We start from the raw sequence: 26,621 nt of genomic DNA on the forward strand, positions 1-26,621 counted from the left end.
ATCGACATTAACCGGTTCAATCTCCGTAACAATGTGATATTCAAACTGTCGCCCACGACTACCTTAGACACACGCCTGCTGGCACGGTATGAGAAATATACGGGTCCTGCCACCTCAGCAAGCGACATCTTCAATATGGTGATAGAGGGCAATCCTGTGGATTTCCCTGTGGTATATGAGCCGGACCTCGCCTACCAAAATGTGGCTCATACAATGTTCGGAAACCGTCCGCTGGCAACATCATCAACAGGTATGAAAAGCAATCCTTACGCCGAAATGGTGAAGGGATATGAAACGAGAGACGAGAGCACCGTTACCGCGCAGGCTACCCTGTTGCAGAATTTGGACTTCGTGACCAAAGGCTTGAAATTACAGGCAAAAGTGTCCGCCAGTACCTGGTCAAAATATGGCATGAAAAGGACCTACAATCCGTATTTTTATGACTTGCAGGACTATAACCTGATTACGGGTGACTACCGGCTGTTTCGTCTTAACAACAATGGAACACCCGCGCTCACTCAGGCGGTGCCTGAGCGCACCAGTTCCGTCAAGTATTATTTTGAAGGCCGTGCGAACTGGGACCGTACATTCGGCTTACATTCCGTTGGTGCCATGACGGTGTTCATGGTGCAGGAAAACCTGTTCAGTGTTGCCGGTGGTGATATATTTGAAACTTTACCGGAACGGAATGTCGGCAATTCAGGCCGTGTGACCTACGATTTTGACGACCGCTATTTCGCTGAATTTGGCTACGGTTACAACGGTTCGGAGAAATTTACCGGCTCCAAGCAATTCGGTTTCTTTCCCTCTTTCGGTGCCGGTTGGCTGGTTTCCAATGAATCATTTTGGGAACCCGCCAAGGACATTGTTGATTTGCTGAAATTCAAATTCACCTGGGGATTGGTCGGTAACGATGCTATTGCAGCGAGGAAGGACAGGTTTCATTTCCTTTCGCAAATCTCGGACGGTGGCAGAGAATATAAATGGGGTGAACGATTGGATTACTCCAAGCCGGGATATTCAATAGTCAGGTATGCCAATCCCGATATAGGATGGGAAGTTTCCGAGAAATTCAATGTCGGACTGGAATTGGGCTTGCTTAAGGGCAGTCCGCTGAAAATGCAGGTAGATTTTTTCAAGGAGAACCGGAGCAATATCTATATGGAGCGTTCAAACATCCCGACAACGGCAGGATTGGAAACCAAGGTGTACGGTAATGTCGGCAAGATGGAATCGCAGGGTATCGACGGCTCTATCGACTACCAGAAGTTTTTCACCAACGATTTTTGGCTCACGGGACGTGTCAATATGACGTATGCCGCGAACAAATATACGGAATATGATGAACCTAATAATAAGGATGAATACCTCAACAGGAAGGGACGCAGTGCCGGTGTGCAGTGGGGTTATGTGGCAGAGCGCCTCTTTGTGGACGATGAAGAAGTGGCGCGCTCCCCGTCGCAGATTTTTGGAGGCAGCATTCCCCGAGCCGGCGACATCAAATACAAGGACGTCAACGGTGATGGCGTGGTAAATCAGAACGACCAAATCCCCATGGGCTTTCCCACAACGCCCGAAATACAGTACGGATTTGGACTGTCCTCCGGTTTTAAGAAAGTGGACGTGTCTTTCTTCTTCCAGGGGAGTGCAAGGGTTTCGTTCTTTATCGACCCCAAGGGAAATTATGACAGTGATGGCAATGGCAGCCTTGATGCACACGGCATAGCACCCTTTGTAAGTAGGCGCAATGCTTTGGCAATAGTGGCGCGCGGCTCGTGGAGCGAAACAAATCCGGACGTGCATGCCTTCTGGCCTCGTTTATCCACTGAGGAGATAGCGAACAATACACAGCCATCGTCGTGGTGGTTGCGCGATGCCTCCTTCCTGAGGCTCAAGACTGTTGAAGCGGGATACAATTTCGACAACATCAAGAGAATAGGACTGGAAAACATTCGTTTGTATTTCAGTGCCGAAAACCTCTTTGTGATTAGCCCCTTCAAGCAGTGGGACCCCGAAATGGGCAGAAGCGGTATGGGTTATCCTCTCAACAGGAGGTTTAATGTGGGATTACAAGTATCATTTTAATTAAAAATTAAAAATTAAAAATTAAAAATTATGAAATCAATTAGAAAATTTATTTTATCATCTGTTGCCGCGATGTGCGTCTTTCCGTCATGTTCGGATTATTTAAACATCGTTCCGGACAAGAACAAGACCCTGGAAGGTATTTATACCACGCGGGAAGAGGCTTATAATGCATTGGCAAGCGTTTACTTCTATATGCCCTTGGATAACAGGCGAAAATCCACTTGGCTGCTGGGCGACGAATGGGTTCAACCGGAGTATAACGTGGATTACACCCAGTGGTCGCCTATTCGGGTGATGGAACGGCGTATGACTCCCGATGCACCCTATCTGGGTATATGGTCGGGAACCGATGGTGCCAAGCCGTTGTATGTGGGCATTGGCGTGTGTAACGATTTCATCAACAGGATTGATGCAGTACAAGATATGTCTTTCTCTGAAAAAGAGGACTGGAAAGCGCAGGCGAAGTTCCTGAAAGCCTATTATCACTTTTTGCTGCTGCGGCAGTATGGTCCCATAGTGATTATGGACAAAGTAGTATCGCCTAACGATAAACTGGAATCCATGTACGTACCGCGCAGTAAAATTGACGAGTGTTTCAACTATATCGTCAAGACAATAGATGAAGCCATAGACGCTCTTGCCATGAGAAGGGAAGGTATTGACCTCGGGCAAATAGACAAGTTGGGAGCCTCAGCCATCAAAGCGCGGGTGCTGCTCTACAGGGCAAGTAAGTTCTACAGCGGCAACGGCGATTACAACAATTTTTATGATGCTGACAAAGGTCTCTTTTTCCCTCAGGACGATGCCGCCACCACACAAGTCAAATGGCAGGATGCGCTCACAGCCATCAACAAAGCCATCGAGCTGTGCGAGGCAAACGGAGTGGCGATGTATAGGTACGAAAAAAGGATACTGGATGTAGACCAGGCTGACTTTGATGCCAACACTGACATCATGCAGACCTATTATAATTTGAGAATGGTGATATGCGACCGGTGGAACAAGGAGCTGATTTGGGGATGTTCCAATCTCCCCTTCACGGATAACCAGGAAATATATACCGATGCAAATATCATGATTCAGAATGGTCTTGGCCATCCGGGAACCATGGGCTGGAATAATCCACGAAATAGCTCACAGTCCTTGGGTGCCAGCTACAAAACTCTGGAACGGTTTTATACTGCTAACGGGCTTCCCCTGGATGAAGACATTACATTCAGTGACGCCACCAAGTATGATGTAGTGACAACCCCCGGTCCGTCGTCCAATCCGACGGAATATGCCAAGACACGCGGTATCCTGCAACCCGATGCCGAAACGATTAAACTCTACCTGAACAGGGAGTTGCGTTTTTATGCCAATGTCGGTATCACCGGCAGTTATTGGCGGGCATACAGCTGGCGCATCCCCACGAAATTCTATTTTGGCACACCGGGTGGCGTGCAAAGTGCACAGTCCTCTTATGCCTTTTGGACGGCTATAGGGGCGCAAAAACCGGTAGAGATAACCAGTATGAATGATGACCCTCGGACAATAACACTCTACCCGACACCGATTATCCGTCTGGCGGATTTGTATCTGATGAAAGCCGAAGCACTCAACGAGACATTGGATGCTCCCAATGACGAGGTGTGGGAAGCTATCAACAAGGTGCGTCTAAGAGCAGGCATTCCAACTGTGCAAGATGCCTACACCGGACCAAACGTAACGGGGACAGCTCGAGGCAAGCATCGCTATAAAGATGACATGAGAGATATCATCGCTCACGAAAGAAAAGTGGAATTTGCGTTCGAAGGACACATTTTCTGGGATATGCTCCGCGCCAGAAAAGCAGTAACGGAGTTCAATGCCCCTGTGATGGGATGGGATAAGGCCGGCGAGAATGCCACAGATTTTTTCCAAGTGCGACTTTGTCAGCCCCGCATGTTTACCCTGCGCGATTGCCTTTGGCCGCTTCCTACGAGTGAATTGAACAAGAATGAAAAACTTATTCAAAATCCGGGATGGTAGGTTTAGAGTTTAGTTATTAGAGTTTAGAGTTTAGATATTAAAAATTTAAAAATTATAGATTATGAAAAATTTTAGGAAAATGGCAATTTTATTGCTTCTTGCGGTGGCAGGTTTTTATGCCTGCTCGGAGGGGGAACGGTTTGGCATCTCTTCGGATGATACTACTCCGCCGGCGCCTCCTGTGTTTGACAGTGTGCAGCGGCTTCCCGGTGGTGCGAGGTTTTTTTACAAAATCCCCGACGACGAGGATTTGATAAGTATTGAAGCCTCATTTACATCAGAAACCACCGGTAAAGTCATAAAGTCGGCGGTGTCGCTTTATGCCAAATCATTGGAATTATGGGGGTTTGCCGATACCACAGAACATGTCGTTCAACTGTATGCCGTAGACAGGGCAGGCAACAAATCTTCAAATGCGGTAAATGTTCCTCCCGTAAAACCCTTAGAACCTGCTTTCACTAAGGTGGCGGAATCGCTGACGGTAAAACCCGCTTTTGCAGCCTTGATGCTCGACTGGGAAAACGATTTGCAGCAAAATATCAGCATATATGTTGATTTAAGTTATTCCCTGAATGGAAGTCCCCGTTCGGTGCGTCAGGCAATTTCGTCAAGGAAACGTGTTGACCGGCAGTTCATTAAGGACCTGGACATTCCCGCGACTGAACCTGTCAAAGTGCAAGTCACCGTTGCCGACGCTTATGGCAACGAATCCAAAGCCTACGATATGGGGACACTGAACGTGATGCGGGACTCGATGCTGAACAAAAAACTGTGGACATTGCCTGTCCCCGGAACGGAAATCGGGGTAGATTCACTCGGAAGGGCTGTGTATATGTCGAATGGAAGTATGGGGATGGGAAAAAACGAGTGCATCATAGATGGAATCCTCGAGAATGATGGTGTCAATATAGCCATCAATGTGGCCGAATTTAACGGAACGTGGAATGTAGAAAAAATGGTGGATGGCGTGCCAACGCTGATTGATGTCAATAACAGACCGCCCTACAATGCCTTTAATGTCCTTGTTGACCTCGGTGCTTATTATGAAATAAGCCGCATCACTACCCACCAAAAGTGGACGTATGCCTATCCTTGGGAATGCAAGCTTGATAATCACGGATGGTTTTACGAGTATAGTAATGTGCAAATATACAGGGTTTACTGGTTAGACGGCGACAAGGACACGGGCGTATGGAGGCTCATCAATGAGGTATTTATTGAGAAGCCTACTGATATGAGCGAGCTGGAGATGATGCTTCAGGGTATAAAAGGCGATGAAGCTTTCATGTATCCCGACGACCCGAAATACACACCGCGCACCCGCTATTTCAGGTACGAGGCTATTGAGCGATTTAGACGTGACTACGCTTCTCCCGGTCTATTGTCCGAAATAACGCTGTTTGGCAGAAAAGCGCAAGTACAAACACCGTGACAGAAATTACGAATTACAAATTAAAAATAAATAAAGATGAAAAAGTATTTTATTTTGACAGGAATGGTTGCATTGATGAGTTCATGCAACGGCGATATTTACGACAACATCAACGAGCTTGTCGATTCCGAAACGGTCTATCCGGCCGGATATGTGCAAACGAACGTAAAACTGAGAGCAGGTCTTGAAAGGGTAGAGATTGACTTGTTGTCGAGCCGTGACCCCGACTCCCTGTATCTCCCGAGAGCGGTAAAAACCGTGGTGGAATATGCCGATACGGTAGTGGAGTTTGAGCCTGCGCGTTCCTTTGTGAATATTGAGGGGCTTAAAATTGCGCAAGTGTATCACTTCAAGATTTATACCAAGGACAAGTATGGCAATGTATCCACGCCGGTAACAGCGGAAGGAAAACCTATCACCCAAGCGGATATAGATCTGTTGATGATTGACGGTTTATCATATACCGCCAACACAACGCAAGCCGCTATCGTTTGGAAGGCTTTCCCCAATGTATATACTGTTACCGAGGTAACGTATAGCTATACCAACGCATCAGGTACGCATAGTACAACTGCATCGGGAAGCAGAAACTTAGTCGTACTCTCCGGTTTGTCGGCAAGTCAAACCTTATCTGTAGATCTTTCTTTTAAGGTGTTGCCGAAAGACGCCATTGAAGAGGTCCCTCTTACCGGTTATAATCTAAATATAACGACGATGAACACGGCTGATTTAAATGCCTACTTAACGCTAACAACCCCATTCCCACCTACAGCGGCTACTTATATAGGCAATCCGTATTATGTTACGAATTTAGCGCCATTCGTCCTCAGCGCAGGAGCTTACGACTTTGGCGGACCGGGTAAGGCACTCTTCCGAGCAAATGGCTCTAGCAACGACGGAAACGCCTATCGGAATGCCGGAGGTGAAACAGGCGGACCCTATAACAACGGCTATGGCGGGATTGATTATAATGCCAGAAACGCCGCCGGCACCCCCGGTCTCGTAGGTGTAGGATGGATGGGAGAAAGAGATTGGTGGGTTTATACGGTAGAAGTAGTAGATGCCGGAATATATAAGCTTGAGTATAATCGGGCTAAGGATGGAGAGGGCGCTTTTGCCGTTCTTACCTGCGACAACATGGACATACTCGGTCGGATACCCATTACCAATAATAGGAATTGGAGTCTTTTTGAATGGGTGGATCCCCAGGTAGAACTTCCGCTGGATGCGGGACTACATAAATTCAAGTGGACTGCAGCTGTCTCCAATCACAATTTTGGCGGGCTTAGGCTGACGTTTGTGCGTCCATTCCCATAACCCGGATTATTGTAGGGGCGCACCGCAGGTGCGCCCCTTTTTAATTGAAATTTTGTTGATTGCCAAAAATAACCTACCTTTGTGCTGTTAAATAATTTTGCAATGGAGACAGAACAATTGATTTCGTTAGTCAACGATTTGACATCTCAACCCAAAGAAAATGAATGGATTGAATTCAAACATAATTTTCATTCCCCGGAAGAAATCGGGGAACGGATTTCGGCATTGTCCAATACAGCACGGCTTCATAATCAAACATTAGGCTATTTGGTTTTCGGCATTGAAAATGAAACGCATCGTGTTTTAGGTACTGACTTCAAAGCAAAAAGCCATAAAAAGGGCAACGAAGAATTGGAAAATTGGCTTGCATCACGATTGAATCCACGTATTGATTTCACAATAGAGGAATTTGATTATGAAGAAGGTAAGCATATTTCTCTGTTTATTGTTCCTGCCGCTAAAAATCGTCCTGTCTTGTTTTTGCACCAAGCCTACATCCGAGTAGGCAGTATTACGAGGAAGTTGATTGATTTTGAGGAAAAAGAACGTAAGATTTGGCAAAATACCGATTACCAATTGGAAAATGAAATTGCCAAATCCAAACTTTCCGCATCCGAAGTGATAGATTTGTTAAGTACACAAACTTACTTTGAATTGCTAAAAATTCCATATCCAAGCAATCAAGCAGGTGTGATTGAGAAATTTATTTCCGAACAGTTGATAGTGAAAGAAAATTCGGGTTACTCCATCACGAAATTGGGTGCTTTGCTGTTTGCTAAAAACCTGAACGATTTTGACGACCTCTACCGAAAAGCCGTCCGAGTAATTGTTTACAAAGGAAAAGGCAAAACGGAAACGGAAAGGGAACAAAGTTTTACCAAAGGCTATTGTGTAGGCTTTGAAAGCATGATGGATTGGATAAACGGACAGTTGCCGGCGAATGAAGTCATTGGCAGAGCCTTGCGTGACAACCAACGCACCTATCCCGAAATTTCCATTCGCGAGTTGACAGCCAACTGCATTATCCATCAAAATCCGGAAGAAAAAGGTTTCCCGATGGTAGAAATTTATGCCGACCGCGTTGCCATATCCAACCCGGGGCAACCGCTGATTGTTCCCGAACGGTTTATAGACGAATATGTCTCCCGAAACGAAAAAATGGCAGACTTGATGCGTCGAGCCAACCTCTGTGAAGAAAAAGGAAGTGGCATGGATAAAGCCATATCGAATAACGAACTATACCACTTGCCGCCAATCAATATTTTGGTTGATGAACTCAGAACAACAGTAACAATATATGCGTATCAAAAACTGTCGGAAATGAGTCACAAAGACAAGATAAATGCGTGTTATCAACACTGTTGCCTGCGCTATACGCAAAATGAAAAAATGACAAATCAAAGCCTGCGTGAACGGTTTGAGGTGGAAGAAAAGAATTATCCAACGGTTTCCAAAATTATAAAGACCGCAATAGAAGCCGGATTTATTAAAGACGAAGACCCTGATAATAAAGCCAAACGCTACTCCCGTTATATCCCTTTTTGGGGATAATTTAATGTAACGCTAATGTAATGGTTTTTGACTATAAGGCTATTTGTAAAAGTTAAACCATTGATAATCAGTAATATCTAATGTGACGCTAATGTAACGGTAATGTAATTATGGGGCTATTTTGAAAAGTTAAACCATTGATAATCAGCAATATTCTTATGTGATGGTTATGTGATGGTTATGTGATGGTTATGTGATGGTTATGTGATGGTTATGTAATGGTAATGTAATTGTGGAACTTTTTTTTAAGTTAAACCATTGATAATCAGTAATATTCTTATGTAATGGTTATGTAACGGTTATGTGATTTTCACTGGAATTTAGTTATCATTTAAAATAAATATTACTTTTGTGAAATGAAATTTTTGAAATTATTAATAAATAAAAAATAAAAACAATGCTTAGAAGAGATTTTATCAAACTAACGGCGGCGAGCGGTGTGCTGGCTACCGTTGGTAATGTGGCGGAAGCCCGCGCAGCCATGCAGCCCTTGCTGCCTGATATGGATTACGCCTCAGAGTCGTCACGCAAGATACCGGTGATTGCCGAAGTTGACCTTGTCGTTGTCGGCGGCAGTTCGCGGGCTATTGCGGCGGCGGTTGCGGCATCTAAAAAAGGCTGTAAGGTATTCCTTGTGGCGGAATTGCCGTATCTGGGCAATGATATTTGTGGGTCGATGCTCTATGAACGTTCTGCGGACGAAAATCCACAGACGCCGCTTGCCCGCAAAATCTTCCCCGACAGAAACCACCCTGTGCCGCTGCATGTCAAGACGACGCTCGAAAGCGAATTGATAGACAACAACGTCGATTTTCTTTACAGTTGCTATGTGACGAATGTCATTACCGACCGTTCGGGCAATCCCGCCGGTGTAGTGATTGCCAATCGTTCCGGTCGGCAGGCTGTGCGCTGCAAGGGCGTGCTCGATGCCACGCATACCGCTTCGGTGGCTGCAATGTTCGGAGCGGAGACGGCGAAGTTCGAGCCGGGCGTGCGTGATTACATTTATACCGTAATAGGCAACAGTCCCAAGCAGGCAGACGAAATAACGAAAGCGACACCTTTTGCGCAACCTGTCAGCTGGAGAGGTAAAAAATATCCGGCAACTCAATATACTTTCTCGGTTTTCGTGAAAGACAACTCGTATGCCTCGCTGATGCAAGTAGAACAGTTGGCACGCGACAAAACATGGGATGCCGACCAGGTGGACAGTTCCGACCTTTTGTGGTATATACCGAAAGAAACGCTCGTGTGCGAAAGTTCTTTTTCCGACAAGTTGACTTCCGTGCGCAAACTGCCGGAGTCGGCTTTCCGTCCCAAAGGTATTGCCAACCTCTGGGTGATTGGTCCCGCCGCCGGATTGTCGCGCGACACGATGGCGAAAGTGATGCGACCTGTTACAGGCATGTTCCTTGGCGAGATATTGGGCGACAAAATCGGCGCTGAAGTAAAAAAAGTAGCTATGCCTTCGCAATTCTCTGTTCGTCAGACAAAGGCAAACGCACATAATTACGGCGAGATAGGGGAAATCCTGAAACCGCTTCGCAAAGGACGTCACAAGGGCTATGTGGATTCTCCTGCGGGAGCGCTTCCCGTATTGGGAAGTTATGACGTCGTTGTGCTTGGTGGGGGAACTGCCGGAGCGACTGCCGGTATCTCTGCCGCTCAGCATGGAGCCAAAACGCTTGTGTTGGAATATCTTCACGGTCTCGGCGGTCTGAGTTCGCTCGGAATGATAGGTCATTACTGGGACGGCTACCGCGAAGGATATACGGCTCGTCTCGACGAAGGCATCCATGCCATGGCGCCCCAAGACCATCCCCGTCAGTTCAAAGACTGGAAAGAATCATCGCAATCCGACTGGAAGATGGAGTGGCTCCGTCGCGAACTGTTGAAAGAGAATGGCGAACTGTGGTTCGGTGTGACCGGCTGCGGCGCTCTTACGGAAAACAATACCGTACGCGGAATTGTGGTGGCAACGCCCTTTGGACGTGGTGTCGTACTGTCAAAGGTCTTGATAGACAGCACCGGTGCTGCCGACATTGCGGTTGCGGCAGGAGCAGATTCCAGAAATACGGGAAAAGTCTCGCTCGCCGTTCAGGGAGCCGGCATGGGCAAATGGGAATTGGGCGATTGGTATAACAACAACGACTGGCTCTTTATCGACGACACCGACGTACTTGACGTGTCCCGTGCTTATATTCAGGCGAAAGTTAAATTCGCCGGTAACTACGATATGGTAAAGATTCCGCAAACCCGCGAACGGCGGCGTGTCGTCGGCGAATATACGGTTTCGGTATGTGATGTGCTCAATCATCGCCGTTATAGCGATACTATTTCGTTTCATCAAAGTTCGTTCGATACGCACGGTTATATCTACGACCCCTATTTCCTGTTAAGTCCGCCCATGGAGCGACATAAAATTTACGATGCCGATGTGCCGCTGCGAAGTCTTCTGCCAAAAGGTATCGACGGAATCATGATTACAGGACTTGGAATAAGCGCACACCGCGATGCGATGCCTGTTATCAGGATGCAGTCCTGTGTGCAAACTCAGGGTCATTCGGTCGGCTATTTGGCAGCCGTCGCCGTCAAGGAAAACAAACCCATCCGCAAGGTGGACATAAAGAAAATTCAAAAATACCTCGTAAGCATCGGTAATCTACCCCAAAGAGTATTGACCGACAAGGAGTTTAAATCATTCAGCGACAAGGAATTGAAAGAAGCGACACTGACTGTTTCCGACAATTATAAAGGTCTTGAGGTGCTGCTGACCGATAAATTAAAGTGTATTGCCTTGATTCGTAACCAACTGAAAACGCCAAATTTGCCTGCCGAGCATAAAATCATTTATGCCAGCATTCTCTGCATGTTGGGTAACAGCGAATATGCTTCTACCTTAAAAGATTACATTGCAAGCCAATCGCAATGGGACAGTGGCTGGAACTACACAGGCATGGGGCAGTTTGGAATGTGTTTAAGCCCTCTTGACGCCAAGATAACAGCACTTGGCAATGCAAAAGACGCTTCAACACTCGGCGTGCTCCTCGAAAAGGCGCGTCTGCTCGAACCCGAAAGTGAATTTTCGCACTATCGAGCCATCACAATGGCTACGGAAGCGATAAACAGCAAAGAGGCTATCCCGGTGTTGGCGGAAATGCTCTCGGCGCCGGGGATAAGTTGCCATGCGCTTGATTCCTACCAAACAGCCCGCAATGCAGTAGTGCCCGATTATAACGATGTCTCCACCCGCAACATAGCGCTGAAAGAATTGCACCTCGCAAGAGCCCTGTATCTCTGCGGCGACCAAAACGGAGTGGGCGAAGCCGTCCTGCGGCGGTATGCCGAAGGATTGCAAGGTCACTATGCGCGCTATGCTGATGAAATATTGAAATAATAATAAGATATTAAACGAAATGAAACAAATTAAAGTAATTAAAGTAGTAGTATTCAGTATCGTATGTATGCTGGCATCCGCTACGGTGTCAGCCCAAAAAACGGTCAAATTGTTATCCCCCGACGGAAATATCGGGTTTACTTTCCGCTTGGATGAAACCCCGGTGTACAGTGTCATGTACAAGAAAAAATCGTTGGTTGGCGATTCCCCTCTGAGTCTTGAATTTGACAATGGTCTATTCGGGAGGAATCTGAATTTGGGAAAACCCGGCTAAATCTTTTTTTCAGGTGCTATTATTTCGCAAACGGTGTTTTGTACCGCAGGGACAAATATACATAGCCTCTTATCCCGTAGGGATTATAGCTCGGTAGAAAAGCCAATCCTCATCTCCACCCTGCATCCCGTAGGGATGCAACCGATTGCGGATTATGTTGCATCCCTACGGGATGCAGGAATGGGGGAAACATTCCATTTCTACCGAGCTATAATCCCTACGGGATAAAACACCGTTTGCGAAATAATAGCACCTGAAAAAAAAGATTTAGGATACTTTCATATTTTTTTATTTGTGTTGTTAATTGTTAAACGCACCATTGCCGTACCTCGTTCGACAGGTACTTGCAAGGAAAGTGTTCCCTTCTCGTAGCGAACCGGAACCGCCGCCGTTGCACCACCGGGATGAATCGCTTCCGCTTTGGCATTTTCCAACCCTTTGACGTTTCGTATCAAAACCTCAACGGTCTTTCCGTCTTTGGCGAAACATACCGGAACCACGAAGCCGCCGGGGACTGCAAACAAATTGGCTTTCGCATCCCCCTTCACTTCAATACAGCGCGGCTGCAACACCCATTGTTTGCCGCGTATGGCATCCATCAGCGGACCATAATCGGTAAAGTATTTGTCCGCAAGTGTGTCGGGACGTACTGTATGGTCGTTGCCGTCTAACGGCGCTGTCGGATAAACGCCCAGATAGATAAACCTCTGAAAATACGCATCCGGGTCGGGTTGTAAATCCTTTTCCGAACGTGTCCAGCCGAGAGCAGGACATTTCAACGTGCAAAATGCCGTCAGATTGAGCGCCGTTCCGTAGTCTCCAAATTCGTCGTAAATGCCGTCGAGATTTTTTTGGACATCCATTCGTTTATGCATATTATTGGCGTAAATCACTTTGTTGGCATCGTGCAATATCTTGCCCAACGGTTCGAGGAGTTCGTTCCACGCAACGACGAACGAGCGGCTGGGTCTACTGTGAAACCAACTCACGCCGTCATCTCCGCGCAGGTTGTAGTAGCGTAACCAATCGAGCCGGTCAATGCAAATGCCGACGGCGCTGGGGACTTTTTCGATGTGGAGTCGCGCCTGTTCCAATAGAAAATCGCGGTACGAGGGAACACCGCAATCCATTACCACACTGGCATACCACGAGAGATGAGGCTTGCCTTCATAGTCCGCCTGATTTCCTTTGGCGGCATCGGGATTGACAGGCAGCATTAGAATGGCATCGCCGAGTTTCTCATATACGAAATCGTTGGCGTTTTTCCACAAGTCGTTATCGTTCTCTGTCGTTCGCGGGGGAGCCGGAAATTTGATATGAGTACCCATTTCGGCTACATTGAAATAATTGAGTGTGTAAAAGCCGTGCTTTTTCATCATTGCGGCTTCCTCCTCATACTTTTTGATGGTATATGGCCGCGTGCCGCCGGAGGAATGCCCGAAGGTTGTCCATTCCACATCGTCCGCAACCGGCGGGATGTACATTCCAAACCAAGGGAAATCATAACTTGCCTGCCAATTGATGCGATACGACATTTTATGATACTTTTCGGCATTGGCGCAAATCTTGTCCATCGCGTTGGAGTAGGAAGCGGTGCCGGCAATTTCATGCGCTATGGGAATGACCGGCTCAAAATATTCAGGGTAGGTTTCCGTTACATAACGCAGACCGCCGCGCCAGTCGGCTTCGTGCGGAACGATGTCTGCCCGAAGGATGATGGGTGAATTTTTGGAAATCCGATGATTCAAATATTCCAATGTGGCTTCGCCTGTTTTTGTCAGCGACAGGGTGATGTCGAGCAAGGTGTCCGACAGGGCTTGAGCCAATGTGATACCGAAATCGCTGTCCGGTTCCAAAAACGAAAGCATCGGAATACAGAACAGATTGGCGGTTATCGGGGTATTGCTGCTCGTCGAATTGAAATTAAACGGAACCAAGCCGTAATAAAGTTTCACCGAATCGGATAATTGTGAAATATCCTGCGGGGAAAGGGGGTCAGTCCATTTTCCTGTTCCCGGCGTATCGCTGCAAGCAGGGTCGCTCCACGCTGTCCAGAATTTTACATTTTCAGTGACACTATTCGGGTAATTATAGTCCCATACACGCTGTATCGGCGTTGTCCAAGGCGCATCGAGACCTGCAATTTCCGCTTCCCAACGGATGCCTGTGTGGTTTGGAATAAACCGCTCAGTGATTCGGGCTTGATTGCCGGATTGGTTTTTGACGATTCGGGAAAATTCGAGTATCCCTTTTGCCTGTTTCCGAACGGTAATGCCTTCTTCATCGCTGCATCCTGCCAAGCGGATGCACCCCCGAATGGGTCGGCTGACTTTACCGGTTTTGAAGCCGACGATTTCGCCCGACTTTGTCAGTTCAATACTCGATTTTCCGGAAGAAACACGGTAGGTTTCTTTTGCGGAACATCCGATAGTAGCCAATAGAAGACTAACACAAAACAATTTCGCTTTCGCTTTCATAATTTTATATATATATTTATATTTATTCATTTATGGGGACTTCTAAAAACTACTTTTTTCAAATTGATTTTTCAACAAAGCCGAAGTCCGGTAAAAACTTTGTCTAAAATCGGCGCAAAGGTACAATATTTTTTTTGAAATCTGTTCTAAAAATCCAAATTTTTGCGTTCTGTTTTTATCCTTACGGGATAAAAACAATTTTAAAATTACCGGAAATTGCATGACACGATTATTTCATCCCTACGGGATAAAAAACGGAAAACGAAAACGGCTAACTCATTGTACCGTTAAATATAAAGGCATTGACTATCAGATATTTATGTGTTTTTTTACCATTTTGCTTGCTGAATTGCTGTTTGTATGACGATTTTGGGCGGAGGTAAGCAAAAAATGTGTAACTTTGCGGCAAATTAAAAGATCATGCAAAAATTACCTATCGGAATCCAGTCGTTTGCGAAATTGCGCAATGATGATTGCTTGTACGTTGATAAGACAGAGGTTATTCACCACCTTATCACATCGGGCACAACTTTTTTCTTGTCACGCCCACGTCGATTTGGGAAGTCGCTGCTGGTGAGCACGATGGAAGAAATATTTAAGGGCAAAAAATCCTTATTTAGGGGGCTGTGGATTGAAGATAATTGGGATTGGACAGTGACGAGTCCGGTGATTCGGATTGATTTTGGGGGAACGTCTAATCGGAGTCCGGAAGCGTTGACGAACTCTTTGCTGGGATGCGTGAAAGCAAAAGCGGCAGAGTATAAAATAAACCTTGAGATGGTAAATCTTTCCGACAGGTTTAAAGAATTGATAGAAAAGTTGCACTGCTCTGCCGAAAAGCAAGTTGTCGTTTTAATTGATGAATACGACAAACCCATCATCGACAATCTCTCAAATCTTGACATTGCAGACGCTAACCGTCTGGTTTTGCACGATTTCTATCAGGTGATGAAAGCTGCCGATGAGCATTTGCGTTTTGTGTTTTTGACGGGCGTGTCCAAATTTTCCAAGGTTTCTATTTTTTCGGGGTTAAACAATCTGATAGATATTACACTTGAAGCACAATTTGCCACGATTTGCGGCTATACGCAGGCAGAGTTGGAGTCCTGTTTTGACCCCTATATTGTAGAACTGGCTCAAAAGCACGAATGCAGCAAACAGGAGGCAATTGAGAAAATCAAATACTGGTATGACGGCTATTCCTGGGATGGCGAAACGTTTGTGTATAATTCGTTTTCAACTTTGATGTTTTTTAGACAGCAAGTGTTTAAAGACCACTGGTTTGCAACCGGTAGCCCCACTTTTATAGTCAATATTCTAAAAGAGCACAATGATATACAAGCCTTGCTGGAGCCAATTCCAATGCAGGCAGAAAGATTCGACAGTTTTGATATTCGGACGATAAACCCGCGCATATTGATGTTTCAGACGGGCTATCTGACCATCAAAAAAACACAAAAAAATGCGTTTGGTGAATTAAGATACATTTTAGGTCTGCCAAACGAAGAGGTCAATCGTGCATTAACAGCCCATTTGTTTGCCGCTCATGCTGCGATAGATGTTGCAGATGTGGATACGACCCGTAGCGACATGATGGAGCTCCTTTTGGATGGCGACCCAAAGTCATTTGAGCGCAACCTGCAAGCGATGTTTGCCCGCATCCCCAACCAATTGTGGGGAAAAGATGAAAAATATTATCATTCAATGCTGCTATTGTGGCTCAATATGCTGGGCTTCAAGGTGGATGCCGAAGTGAATACCGACAAAGGGCGCATTGATGCCGTGTGGACATGGCAAGAGCGGGTAGTCGTAGCAGAGATTAAATACACCAACGCGCGAACAACCACAACTGATGCGCTATTAGACGAGGCATTGGCACAAATCCGCGCTCGGCGGTATTATGAACGCTATGCAGGCGAAAACAAGCGCATTGCGCTCTTGGGCGTGGCTTTTGCCGGAAAAGAGATTGCTTGTCGGATGGAGGAGTTATCATAATAAACTTTTGAAATAATGATAAAAACGCATTTCGGACAAGGCGATTGCAGAACAGTTGATGCAAATTTACGTTTACGGCTAAATCGTTTTTTCAGGTGCTATTTTTACTTGCCCAGAGCGCAGTCCCATTATGGACAGAACTGTGCGGCTCTTATTGTCCCGCAGGGACAGCACTTTATTAACCGTAGACTTCAGTCTACGGGAGTGACGGAGCCACTGCCTCCCCCAAGTCCCGCATGGGACGACACATTGCTATTCAGCAAAACTGCACCAATCTCAAGTGTCGTCCCATGCGGGACTAATGGAATCTGAGCATTTTTATACCGTAGACTGAAGTCTACGGTTAATAAAGTGCTGTCCCTGCGGGACAAAACACCGTCTGCAAAAAATAGCACCTGAAAAAAAATTAGCCTATATTTATTTTGCAAAAAAGTACTTTTATATCAATTTTTTATTGTACCTTTGCAGAAAATTTTAATAATTTTATTTATGAAGTCAATATCCTTTTTCGTTTTTATCTTCTGCATGTTTGTTTCATGCAGTCAGTCGCCGGATCCGGTTAAAATATATGCTTGGACGGGCGCAAATCCTGAGAATGCCAACGAGTTGTTTACACAACTTAAATCGCGTGGCGTCACCGGCGTATGCTGCAGAGACAATAGCGACAATGCGGAAGTAGCCCGCATTGCCCACGCCCATGGCTTGGAATACCATGTGTGGACAAGAGCCTTATGCGACGGCAGCTTCGGCGATTCCACCCTGTATGCCGTCAATCGCAACGGACAGTCGGCTTACAGTAAGCCTGCCTTTGTGGGTTATTACAAATTTCTGTGTCCGCAAAAAGAGGAAGTGTTTCAATACCTGAACGAGCGATACGCAGCCATAGCCGATATTCCCGATGTCGATTTCATTCATCTGGACTATATCCGTTTCCCCGACGTGATTTTGGCTCGCGGGCTGTGGGATAAATACGGTTTGGTGATGGACGAAGAATATGCGCCTGCCGATTATTGCTATTGCGACCAGTGCGTGGCGGCATTTAAAACGGCTTCGGGCATCGACGTCAAATCGTTGGAAGACCCTTCCAAAAGCGAGGAGTGGAAGCAATTCCGCTACAACCAGATTACCACTTTGGTGAATCGCCTGGCTGCCAACATTCACGCCAAGGGCAAAAAAATCAGTGCAGCGGTGTTCCCCGGTCCCACGCTTGCCAAAAAATTAGTGCGGCAGGAATGGCACAAATGGGATTTGGACGCTGTGTTCCCCATGAACTACAATGATTTCTATCTGGAAGGTGCCGACTGGCTGGAAGGCATCTGCCGCGAGGAAACCGCTGCGGTGAACGGCAAGATACCCGTGTACAGCGGTTTGTTCATCTGCCCCGACTGGAAGCACAAAGCCGAACACCTCGACCCGGAACACCACGGATTGCTGCCGTCGGAAATGGAAGAAGCCATACACGGCTCCCTGCGGAGCGGCGCTTCGGGCATTTGCCTCTTCACCCCCGGCAGAATGAGCGAAGAACATTGGCAGGCATTGGATGCAGCAGTAAAATCTATCAAATAACATTCATGCTTTAATTATCATGCAAAAGATATTTTTAATCACAGCCATGGCAGCATTTGTGACGGTTGCCAATGCTCAAACGGATTTGTTCAAAGGACTGGAACGGTTTTTCACCACACCGGAAAGTTATGTGGTGCCTTTTGCCAACCATCCGCCTTTCATCGACGGCAATATAGAAGACAATGCGTGGAAAAATATCCCGTGGACCAACGAATTTCGCGATATTGAAGGCGCCTCGAAACCGATACCGTATTATCCCACCAAGGCAAAGATGCTGTGGGACAAGGATTATCTGTACATCGCGGCGCAACTGACGGACAGGCATGTGTGGGGCACGCTCACCAAGCACGACCAAGTGGTGTATCACGACCATGATTTTGAAGTCTTCATCGACCCGTCCAACACGGCGCACAACTATTTCGAGATAGAAATCAATGTGCTGAACACGATTTTCGACCTGTTTCTATCAAAAACCTACCGCTCGGGTGCGAATGTGCTCATTCAGTGGGACTGCAAAGGGCTGAAACACGCCGTTAACGTGCAAGGCTCGTTGAACGACGCAAGCGACGAAGACACAGGATGGACGGTGGAGATGGCTATCCCATATTCGTCGATGGAACGCCACGCTCCCAGGGAAAACGACATCTGGCGCTTGGGCTTCTCGCGTGTGGAATGGGAAGTGGATATTATTGACGGTGAATATGTGAAGAAGAAACAAGCCAACGGAGCGGTGCTGCCCGAACACAACTGGGTGTGGTCGCCTACGGGCGCCATAGCCATGCACATGCCCGAACGATGGGGATATATACAGTTTGCACCGGCTAACAGCAACCCGCTTCCCACTTTCCAAATGCCTTACAGGGAGTTGCAACGGCAATATCTCTGGCTGGTGTTCCACCGGCAACAGGAATACCGCGGCAAGAATAAGAAATACGCCGCAACGCTTGCCGAACTGAAAATTCCCGCCAAGGTGCAGGTGGACGGCAAAGCCAACACCTTAAAATTGGATGCCACGCAGCAACAATACATCCTGACCATCACAGACGCAGACGGCAATACGCAAAATATCATCCACGAAGGGAAAGTATTTTAAATGTACATTTGCAGAAAATTTTATGAGAACCATTTTATTGATTTTAATAATTTCATTTTCAACAATTTATGAAATTTTGGCGCAAGAAAATGCCAACAATGCCAACCGGCAACGTGCACCGCAACAGATGACAAATATTGTGAATCCTGTGGCGCACGACCCTGTGTTGATAAAGGAAGGTAAACGTTATTATCTTTTTACAACCGGTTTTGGTGTGAGCATAATGTCGTCCTACGACTTGACACTCTGGGATATTGAGCCGCCTGTTTTTTCCGAGCCGCCGAAATGGGCGATTGCCGCCATTCCAAATTTTCGCGGACATATTTGGGCACCCGATGTGCTTTATTATCAAGGTCGTTACCATGTTTTTTATTCCTGTTCCGCTTTTGGCAAAAATACGTCTGCCATCGGACACGCTTCTACCAAAACTTTGGATAAAAACAGTGCCGATTATGGCTGGCACGATGCCGGTTTGATAGTGCAATCGATACCTGCACGCGACAGTTGGAATGCCATTGATGCCAACGTCATTGTGGACGATGAAGGAACGCCGTGGATGAATTTCGGCTCTTTTTGGGACGGCATTAAAATGGTGCGACTCACGCCCGACAGTCTGAAAATTGCCGAGCCGCAAGAGTGGTATTCGCTGATACGCCGCAAAACAGACGACAACGCAGTGGAAGCACCTTTTATTTACAAAAAAGGAAATTATTACTATCTTTTTGCCTCAATTGATTATTGTTGTCGCGGACTGAAAAGCGACTACAAAGTGATTGTGGGGCGTGCCGAAAAAGTTACCGGACCGTATATCGACCAAGATGGCGTGCGCCTGGATAATGGCGGCGGAACAGTGATTTTGCAAGGCAACGAAGCGTGGGCAGGCGTAGGACATTGCGGCGTTCACAACATCGACGGCAAAGACATTTTTGTGGCACACGCCTACGTCAAAGCCGAAAATGGCGCGTCAAAACTTGTCATCGCAACAGTGGAATGGGAAAATGATTTCCCAAAAATCAAAATGATAATGAACGCAGGCTAAATTTTTTTTTCAGGTGCTATTTTTACTTGCCCGGAGCGCAGTCCCATTATGGACAGAACTGTGCGGCTCGTTTTGTCCCGCAGGGACAGCACTTTATTAACCGTAGACTTTAGTCTACGGTATAAAAGATGCTAAGATTCCATTAGTCCCGCATGGGACGACACTTGAGATGGGTGCAATTTTGCTGAATAACAATGTGTCGTCCCATGCGGGACTTGGGGGGGGGCGGGGACTCCATCACTCCCGTAGACTGAAGTCTACGGTTAATAAAGTGCTGTCCCTGCGGGACAAAACGAGCCGCACAATTCTGTCCATAATGGGACTGCGCTCCGGGCAAGTAAAAATAGCACCTAAAAAAAGATTTAGCCATTTTTCAGGAGTTTCAAAAACGCTCGGCGTGTTTTAATGTGCTCTGATTCAAAATATTCCCACTGCGACTGCACTTTTTTGTTTAGTTCCAGTTCGGGATTGCTTTCGGCACGCTCGAAGCCATATTTGTTGAACATGGGGATGAGGTCGTAGAATAGTAGGGCATTCACACCTCTGCTTTGATATTCGGGCGCAATGCCGATGATGTACAAATCAACCGTTTTGTTGTCCTTGCCGTACATGGCTTTCAGCAGATGCACCCATCCGAAAGGCAGGAGGCTCCCTTTCGCTTTCTGCAATGCCACCGAGAGGCTGGGGAGGGTGATTGCCAAACCCACAACGGCATCGTCGGTTTCGCGAATCACCAAAGTAATCAAATCCAGACGCAGCATCGGGATATACATTTTTATATAGTAGTCAATCTGCTTGTCAGACAGTTCCGAATAGCCATAGAGAGGTTTGTAAGCCTCATTCCACAGTTTAAAGATTTTTTTTGCATAGGGCCATATCTGTCTTGAATTTTTGAATTTTTTTATGGTTAGCCCGTATTTTTTCATCACCAATTCCGAAATGCGCTGGTGTTTTTCCGGTATTTTTTTTGGTATTGTGATGCAAAATTCTTGCCAATCCTGGTCTTTGGCATAACCGAGTTTCGCCAGATGCTCCATATAATAGGGGAAACTGTAAGCCGTTGCCATCGTGCCCACGCGGTCGAATCCCCACACCAACAACCCCTCATGGTCGAGGTCGGTGAAGCCCAGCGGACCTTGTATGCCGTTCATTCCTTTGGAAATTGCCCATGTCTCAACCGCCTCAAACAGAGCCTTTGACACAGCCTCGTCGTCAACAAAATCGACAAACCCGAAGCGGGCATAGCGCTGTTTCCACGTTTCATTGGCACGGTGATTGATGATGCCGGCGATGCGCCCCACAATTTTGCAGCCGTCGTAAGCCAAAAAATAGATTGACTCGCAAAAGTCGAACGCCGGATTTCGAAGTTTGTCCAACGTCATCATTTCGTCATCAATCAAGCCCGGAACATGATAAGGATTACCCTCATAGAGGTCGATATTGAACTTGACGAACGCCCTCAAGTCCTCCTTGTCGCGAATTTCTTTTACGTGTATTGCCATCACATTTGTATTTATTAGTGGCGACAAAAGTACAAAAATTAAATGGGGTGCAAAGCAAATGTTGGATTTTTTTTTTTGCATTTATTTAAAAACAAGTTCCGGACAAAATAGCTCCGGCAGTAAATCCCATTTTTGTGAAAGCAAACATTTTTTTGCCTAAATCTTTGACCGATGCGCCAATGTGATACACGTCATCGTCAATAATCAAAAAACGGTCGTGCGCGTGCGTAAATATTTTGACAGAAATTTCCGGATATTGGGTTTGATGTTTTTGCAAATCAAGTTTAAATTGTGCTGATATTTGCGGTGTGTAAATGGTTGCGCTCACTTGCTCATCTCGCTTGGATAGCAAAAGCAACACGCTTTCATCCACATAGTTATCAATGAGAATAATTGATTTTTTGGCGGATTTCACCAACTCAGCAGCAAATATGTAAGCATCAAAAACTTGCCCGTCATAAAAAATTCCCTCCAGCGGCGGCAATGATTTTTGCACGAAAAAAGCAATTTGCTTTTCGGTTTCAGTCACGCGATATTCCAAGTTTTCTATTCTTGGATTTACTGCGTAACCACGTAGGATACAATCTCTTAATGTTTTGATTGCCCAGATGCGAAATTCTGTACCTCGCTGCGATTTCACACGATAACCCACAGAAATGATAACATCAAGGCTATAAAATGCAATTGGTTTGTCCGAATTTGCAATTTGCAAAAAATGCAAATTGCTTTTTTCATCCAACTCTCCTTCCTCAAATATTTTTTTGATATGTCGCGAAATCACAGACACATGCCTCTCAAAAAGGGCAACCATTTGCGCCTGTGTCAGCCACACTGTGTCTTCTTCCACTCGCACGTCCAACCGGGTAAAATTATCCGGTTGATAGAATACAATTTCATCTTTATTACTCATAATCAGTTATTTATATCTGTTTTAGCCATTGTGTTATCACAAATCGGCTGCAAAGATACAAAAAAATCATAACTTCTCACACTTTATTCTAAAAAGTCGGCAAATATTACCACTTTTTATAAAAAATTTGTACCTTTGTCCGCTGTTAATGGATAAAAATATGACAAACAATCATAAAAATATCGCCATTGTGGCGGGCGGCTATTCGTCAGAGAGCGTTGTATCGCTGAAAAGTGCGCAGGGTATTTATTCCTTTATTGATAAGGAGAAGTACAATTTGTTTATTGTGCTGATCACTAAGGACACATGGGAGGTGATGCTCTCTGAGGAGGGGGTTGCGGGTCAAGCCCGCAATGACGGTGCCCCGTCTGTCATTGCGGGCTTGACCCGCAATCCCATCATCGACAAAAACGACTTCTCATTTACGCACAACGGCGAAAAAATCAAATTTGATTTTGCCTACATCACCATTCACGGTACACCGGGCGAAAACGGATTGCTGCAAGGCTATTTGGATATGTTGGGCATTCCGTATTCCTGCTGCGGCGTGGGGGCGGCTGCGCTGACGTTCAACAAATTTTATTGTGTCAATTATCTGCGCAATTTTGGGGTGAAAACGGCGCAATCGGTGCTTGTGCGCAAAAATGCTCCGCTCGCACCATCCGCTATCATAGAAGAGTTGGGATTGCCTGTTTTTGTGAAGCCCAACGACGGTGGTTCCAGTTTTGGCACAACCAAAGTGCACACAGCGGAAGAATTGCAACCGGCTATTGATGAGGCATTTAAAGAAGGGCAAGAGGTGATGATTGAACGTTTCATGCCCGGCACAGAAGTCACATGCGGCTGCTATAAGGTAGAGACGTGGCGCGCCACGTCTGTACAAGGACAAAGCACACAAGGCAGCGACAAGGTAGAGACGTGGCGCGCCACGTCTGTACAAGGACAAAGCACACCCCAGCGAAAGACCGTCGTTTTCCCCATCACCGAAGTCGTCCCCAAAAACGAGTTTTTCGACTACAACGCCAAATACAATTTGGAAAGCGAAGAAATCACACCGGCACGCATCTCACAGGCGTTGACGGACGAAATACAAACCCTCACTTCACAGATTTACGATTGGGTGGGCGCACAGGGCATTATTCGGGTGGATTATATCATTTCGGAGGCGGGCAACGTGCGTATGCTGGAGGTGAATACCACGCCGGGGATGACGAGCACGAGCTTTATTCCGCAGCAGGTGCGGGCGGCAGGTTTGGATATTAAAGATGTAATGACTGAAATTATTGAAAATAATGGCAACAACAGACGTATTTGACAACATTCGTGCGTATCGCGACAACGAAACGCAACACATCGTAGAGATTCTTTTGCAAGACTCTGAGTTTAAGCGTGTTATGGGCATTGTGATAGAGCGTGTTTTCCCGCAGATGACTTGGGAAAGTTTTTGCCAACTGATGCGCTCCTACAAGACAATGACCGAATTTCAGACGGATATTGTCCGCCGGTTCGCTTTCGATTTGGTAGGTGGAGCTTCCGACAGTTTGGATTGTTCGGGGCTGGAAAATGTGGTGCCGGAGCGGGCTAATGTCTTCATTTCCAACCATCGCGACATCATTTTGGATGCCACATTAGTCAGCACATTGCTGTGCAAACACGGTTTGGATATGACAGAAATTGCCATTGGCGACAACCTCTTGACATGCCCGTGGATTGAGCATCTCGTGCGCCTCAACCGCAGTTTCATTGTGCGCAGGGGCATTTCCGGACGGCAAATGTTGGAAAATTCGGCATTGCTGTCGCGCTACATTCACGACACCATCGAAAATCGCCACCGCCCCATCTGGATAGCCCAGCGGGAGGGTCGCGCCAAAGATTCCAACGACCGCACGCAAGAAAGTGTGCTGAAAATGCTCGCGATGGGCGGCGAAGGCAGCTTTGTAGAAAACCTTAAATCGCTGAATATCATCCCCGTATCGCTATCCTACGAATACGACCCCTGCGACTACCTGAAAGCAAAGGAATTTCAGCAAAAACGCGACAACCCCGACTTCAAAAAATCGCCCAAAGACGACATGGCCAGCATGGAAATCGGCATGTTTGGCTACAAAGGGCGCATCCACTTCCGCTACGGAAAAGTTATCAACAGCGACCTCGAAAAAATCAACCCCTCCCTGACGAGAAACGAACAGGGAGACGCAGCCGCCAAGTTGATAGATGCCGAAATATTCCGCAACTACACCCTCTACCCGGGCAATTACATCGCCTACGACCGCCTGTGGGGACCGGGCAAATGCGCGGACAAGTACACCGAAGCGGAAATAAAAATCTTCGACAGCTACCTCGAAAAGCAACTGTCGAAGATTGACATCCCCAACAAAGACATCCCCTTTTTGACGGAGAAGATTTTAACAATGTACGGGTATCCGGTGCGTAATCATTTGGGTGACAAATTGCCGGGGTAAGCCAATTGCCACACCGCATCGGTTTGTTGTGTCACATCTATCGTCACCTCTTTGTTCCATTCCAATGTCATTTGTTCCAGATATTCCCAATAAACAGTTCGGATGGAATAATTGGGAATTTTCAATCGCAAACTCCCCTCCACCGCTTTATCCACCGTGAGCAACCCCATGTAGAACAGCAGAGAAATAAAATACTTGGTATCTTCCAAACGGTCAATCGTAAATTTGTTGATGACATCAGAGATAATGCCGTTGTCCTGAATAATTTTCGTCAGCGTATTGCGATTATCCTCGTTTTGAACCATGCGTCGCAAACGACTGTAATCCGTTTTCAGGTTGTCGTCGATAATATTTTTGGGTGGCTTTTGAGACTGTAATATCTGATAAAATAAATAAAGAATCATGGACGGATTATATACGCGATGTTCGCCCTCTTCGTGAAAAAGATAACCATCATAATACGCCTCCATATCCACAATGATAAGGTTGGGGTCAACGCCCGTTTCCAGCATCAGAGCCTCCACTTCCTGTTGCGTAAAACCCATCATTTCATTATATTTGGGGTCGAGCGTGAGATTGACGGCGATATTGAAACCGCTCGTGAGGTCGTCCAACATCACGGGCGAAATGCCGGTGATAAAAATGCGTTCAATGACTGTTTTAGTGCCAATTTTCAGGGCTTCGTAGAAATCGCGCACGGAACCGTTGGCGTGTATCACATTGTGGTAAACATCTTTTCCCAAATGCGTGCCCATCGCGATGAGGTCGTTGGCAAAGTGGTCGTATTCATCAATGATAACAAACATTTTCACTCCTGTTGATTCCGCCATGTTAATAGCTTTTTGAATAGACTGAACGCTCGGACTTTCCTCAATTAACCGTAGGATGAGAGCATCGGCATTGGGGAAAAGATTTCGGTAAAGAGTAATAAACTGACAAACAGCATCTTGTATTTTCCGAGAAAACGACAACTGAAAGTTATCTTCGCTGGAAGTGTCTATGCCCGAAAAATCAAATTTCAGCACGACATAAGCATTCTTTTGGGGCGTAGGATGCTTCCCGATATACAAATCACCAAAGAGTTTTTCAAAATTATTCGCCCGATTGACATCATAATAATGCTCAAGCAAGGAAAAAAACAAACTCTTGCCGAACTTGCGCGGACGAATGAAAAATTGATACGAATTAGACTCGTTTTCAAGCTGTTCAATGAATCGAGTCTTATCCACATACGCATAATTCTCTGTCATAATGCGCCCAAAATTGGAATTGCCATAAGGCAACCGCTTAACTGTTTTTGTTTCCATCACTGTCTATATTTTATCCGCAAAGGTAGCCAAATTAACTGACTTGGCAAATTATTGTTGAACAAATGAATAAACGCAGATTCAACTTCTAAGTGCGACAAAATTTCTACAAAGATAGATAAAAAACTTCAGTTGGAGATTTAAAGCCGAGTTTTTCTCTGGGTCGGCTATTTATCTTGCTCTGTATCAGTTTAATATAAT

At 46.2% G+C, this 26,621-nt stretch carries 17 protein-coding genes; 13 read left to right on the top strand and 4 right to left on the bottom strand.

The features are described 5' to 3' along the window. The 7 genes from ASC50_RS05620 to ASC50_RS05650 form a co-directional block, all read left to right on the top strand. Positions 1-2,085, top strand: a 2,085-nt coding sequence (locus ASC50_RS05620; RefSeq protein WP_056928789.1) for a SusC/RagA family TonB-linked outer membrane protein, incomplete at its 5' end; no start/stop codon positions are given. Between the two features lie 30 nt (positions 2,086-2,115). Next, on the top strand, positions 2,116-4,098 hold the full coding sequence (locus tag ASC50_RS05625; protein ID WP_082592110.1) for a RagB/SusD family nutrient uptake outer membrane protein: 1,983 nt from the start codon (positions 2,116-2,118) through the stop codon (positions 4,096-4,098). A gap of 61 nt (positions 4,099-4,159) precedes the next feature. Beyond that, positions 4,160-5,530, top strand: a complete 1,371-nt coding sequence (locus ASC50_RS05630) for a DUF4959 domain-containing protein (RefSeq protein WP_056928790.1) — start codon at positions 4,160-4,162, stop codon at positions 5,528-5,530. A gap of 36 nt (positions 5,531-5,566) precedes the next feature. Further along, positions 5,567-6,847: a carbohydrate-binding protein gene (locus tag ASC50_RS05635; RefSeq protein WP_055432476.1), complete on the top strand. Its 1,281-nt coding sequence runs from the start codon at positions 5,567-5,569 to the stop codon at positions 6,845-6,847. Positions 6,848-6,949: 102 nt separating this feature from the next. Next, a complete protein-coding gene (locus tag ASC50_RS05640) occupies positions 6,950-8,398 on the top strand; it encodes an RNA-binding domain-containing protein (RefSeq protein WP_055432475.1) in 1,449 nt (482 codons plus the stop codon). Between the two features lie 397 nt (positions 8,399-8,795). Further along, positions 8,796-11,795, top strand: a complete 3,000-nt coding sequence (locus tag ASC50_RS05645; RefSeq protein ID WP_055432474.1) for an FAD-dependent oxidoreductase — start codon at positions 8,796-8,798, stop codon at positions 11,793-11,795. A 19-nt stretch (positions 11,796-11,814) separates the two neighbouring features. Next, positions 11,815-12,069 (top strand): glycoside hydrolase family 97 N-terminal domain-containing protein, encoded by a 255-nt coding sequence (locus ASC50_RS05650; RefSeq protein ID WP_082592111.1) that lies wholly within the window; start codon positions 11,815-11,817, stop codon positions 12,067-12,069. Between the two features lie 278 nt (positions 12,070-12,347). On the opposite strand, the gene ASC50_RS05655 is transcribed toward ASC50_RS05650, so the two are convergent. Next, complete coding sequence (locus ASC50_RS05655; RefSeq protein WP_158648516.1) at positions 12,348-14,546, bottom strand: hypothetical protein; 2,199 nt, start codon at positions 14,544-14,546, stop codon at positions 12,348-12,350. Between the two features lie 420 nt (positions 14,547-14,966). Here ASC50_RS05655 and ASC50_RS05665 point away from each other — a divergent pair, with 420 nt between their 5' ends. From ASC50_RS05665 to ASC50_RS05680, 4 genes are all read left to right on the top strand, one after another. Beyond that, complete coding sequence (locus ASC50_RS05665) at positions 14,967-16,541, top strand: ATP-binding protein (RefSeq protein ID WP_055432470.1); 1,575 nt, start codon at positions 14,967-14,969, stop codon at positions 16,539-16,541. A gap of 489 nt (positions 16,542-17,030) precedes the next feature. Then, positions 17,031-18,107, top strand: a complete 1,077-nt coding sequence (locus ASC50_RS05670; RefSeq protein WP_055432469.1) for a glycoside hydrolase family protein — start codon at positions 17,031-17,033, stop codon at positions 18,105-18,107. 19 nt (positions 18,108-18,126) lie between these two features. Continuing rightward, positions 18,127-19,200 (top strand): carbohydrate-binding family 9-like protein, encoded by a 1,074-nt coding sequence (locus tag ASC50_RS05675; protein WP_056928792.1) that lies wholly within the window; start codon positions 18,127-18,129, stop codon positions 19,198-19,200. 76 nt (positions 19,201-19,276) lie between these two features. After that, entirely contained in the window at positions 19,277-20,239 is a 963-nt protein-coding gene (locus tag ASC50_RS05680; protein ID WP_226995427.1) for an arabinan endo-1,5-alpha-L-arabinosidase, read from the top strand. A gap of 362 nt (positions 20,240-20,601) precedes the next feature. Here the strand turns inward: ASC50_RS05680 and ASC50_RS05685 are convergent, their stop codons facing one another. Together ASC50_RS05685 and ASC50_RS05690 are read right to left on the bottom strand one after the other, a co-directional pair. Beyond that, positions 20,602-21,741 (bottom strand): hypothetical protein, encoded by a 1,140-nt coding sequence (locus tag ASC50_RS05685; RefSeq protein ID WP_056928796.1) that lies wholly within the window; start codon positions 21,739-21,741, stop codon positions 20,602-20,604. A gap of 85 nt (positions 21,742-21,826) precedes the next feature. After that, complete coding sequence (locus tag ASC50_RS05690) at positions 21,827-22,651, bottom strand: virulence RhuM family protein (RefSeq protein WP_056928793.1); 825 nt, start codon at positions 22,649-22,651, stop codon at positions 21,827-21,829. A gap of 160 nt (positions 22,652-22,811) precedes the next feature. Here ASC50_RS05690 and ASC50_RS05695 point away from each other — a divergent pair, with 160 nt between their 5' ends. Together ASC50_RS05695 and ASC50_RS05700 are read left to right on the top strand one after the other, a co-directional pair. Continuing rightward, complete coding sequence (locus ASC50_RS05695) at positions 22,812-23,966, top strand: D-alanine--D-alanine ligase family protein (protein WP_056928797.1); 1,155 nt, start codon at positions 22,812-22,814, stop codon at positions 23,964-23,966. Then, the gene (locus ASC50_RS05700; protein ID WP_056928798.1) at positions 23,944-25,113 is read left to right on the top strand and encodes a 1-acyl-sn-glycerol-3-phosphate acyltransferase; all 1,170 of its coding nucleotides are present in this window, start codon (positions 23,944-23,946) and stop codon (positions 25,111-25,113) included. The genes ASC50_RS05695 and ASC50_RS05700 overlap by 23 nt, the downstream gene beginning before the upstream one ends. Here ASC50_RS05700 and ASC50_RS05705 read toward each other — a convergent pair. Continuing rightward, positions 25,086-26,420, bottom strand: a complete 1,335-nt coding sequence (locus ASC50_RS05705; RefSeq protein WP_056928794.1) for an AAA family ATPase — start codon at positions 26,418-26,420, stop codon at positions 25,086-25,088. The two genes, ASC50_RS05700 and ASC50_RS05705, sit on opposite strands and share 28 nt — an antisense overlap. Positions 26,421-26,621: the final 201 nt, after the last annotated feature.

The organism is Candidatus Symbiothrix dinenymphae, assembly GCF_001431085.1.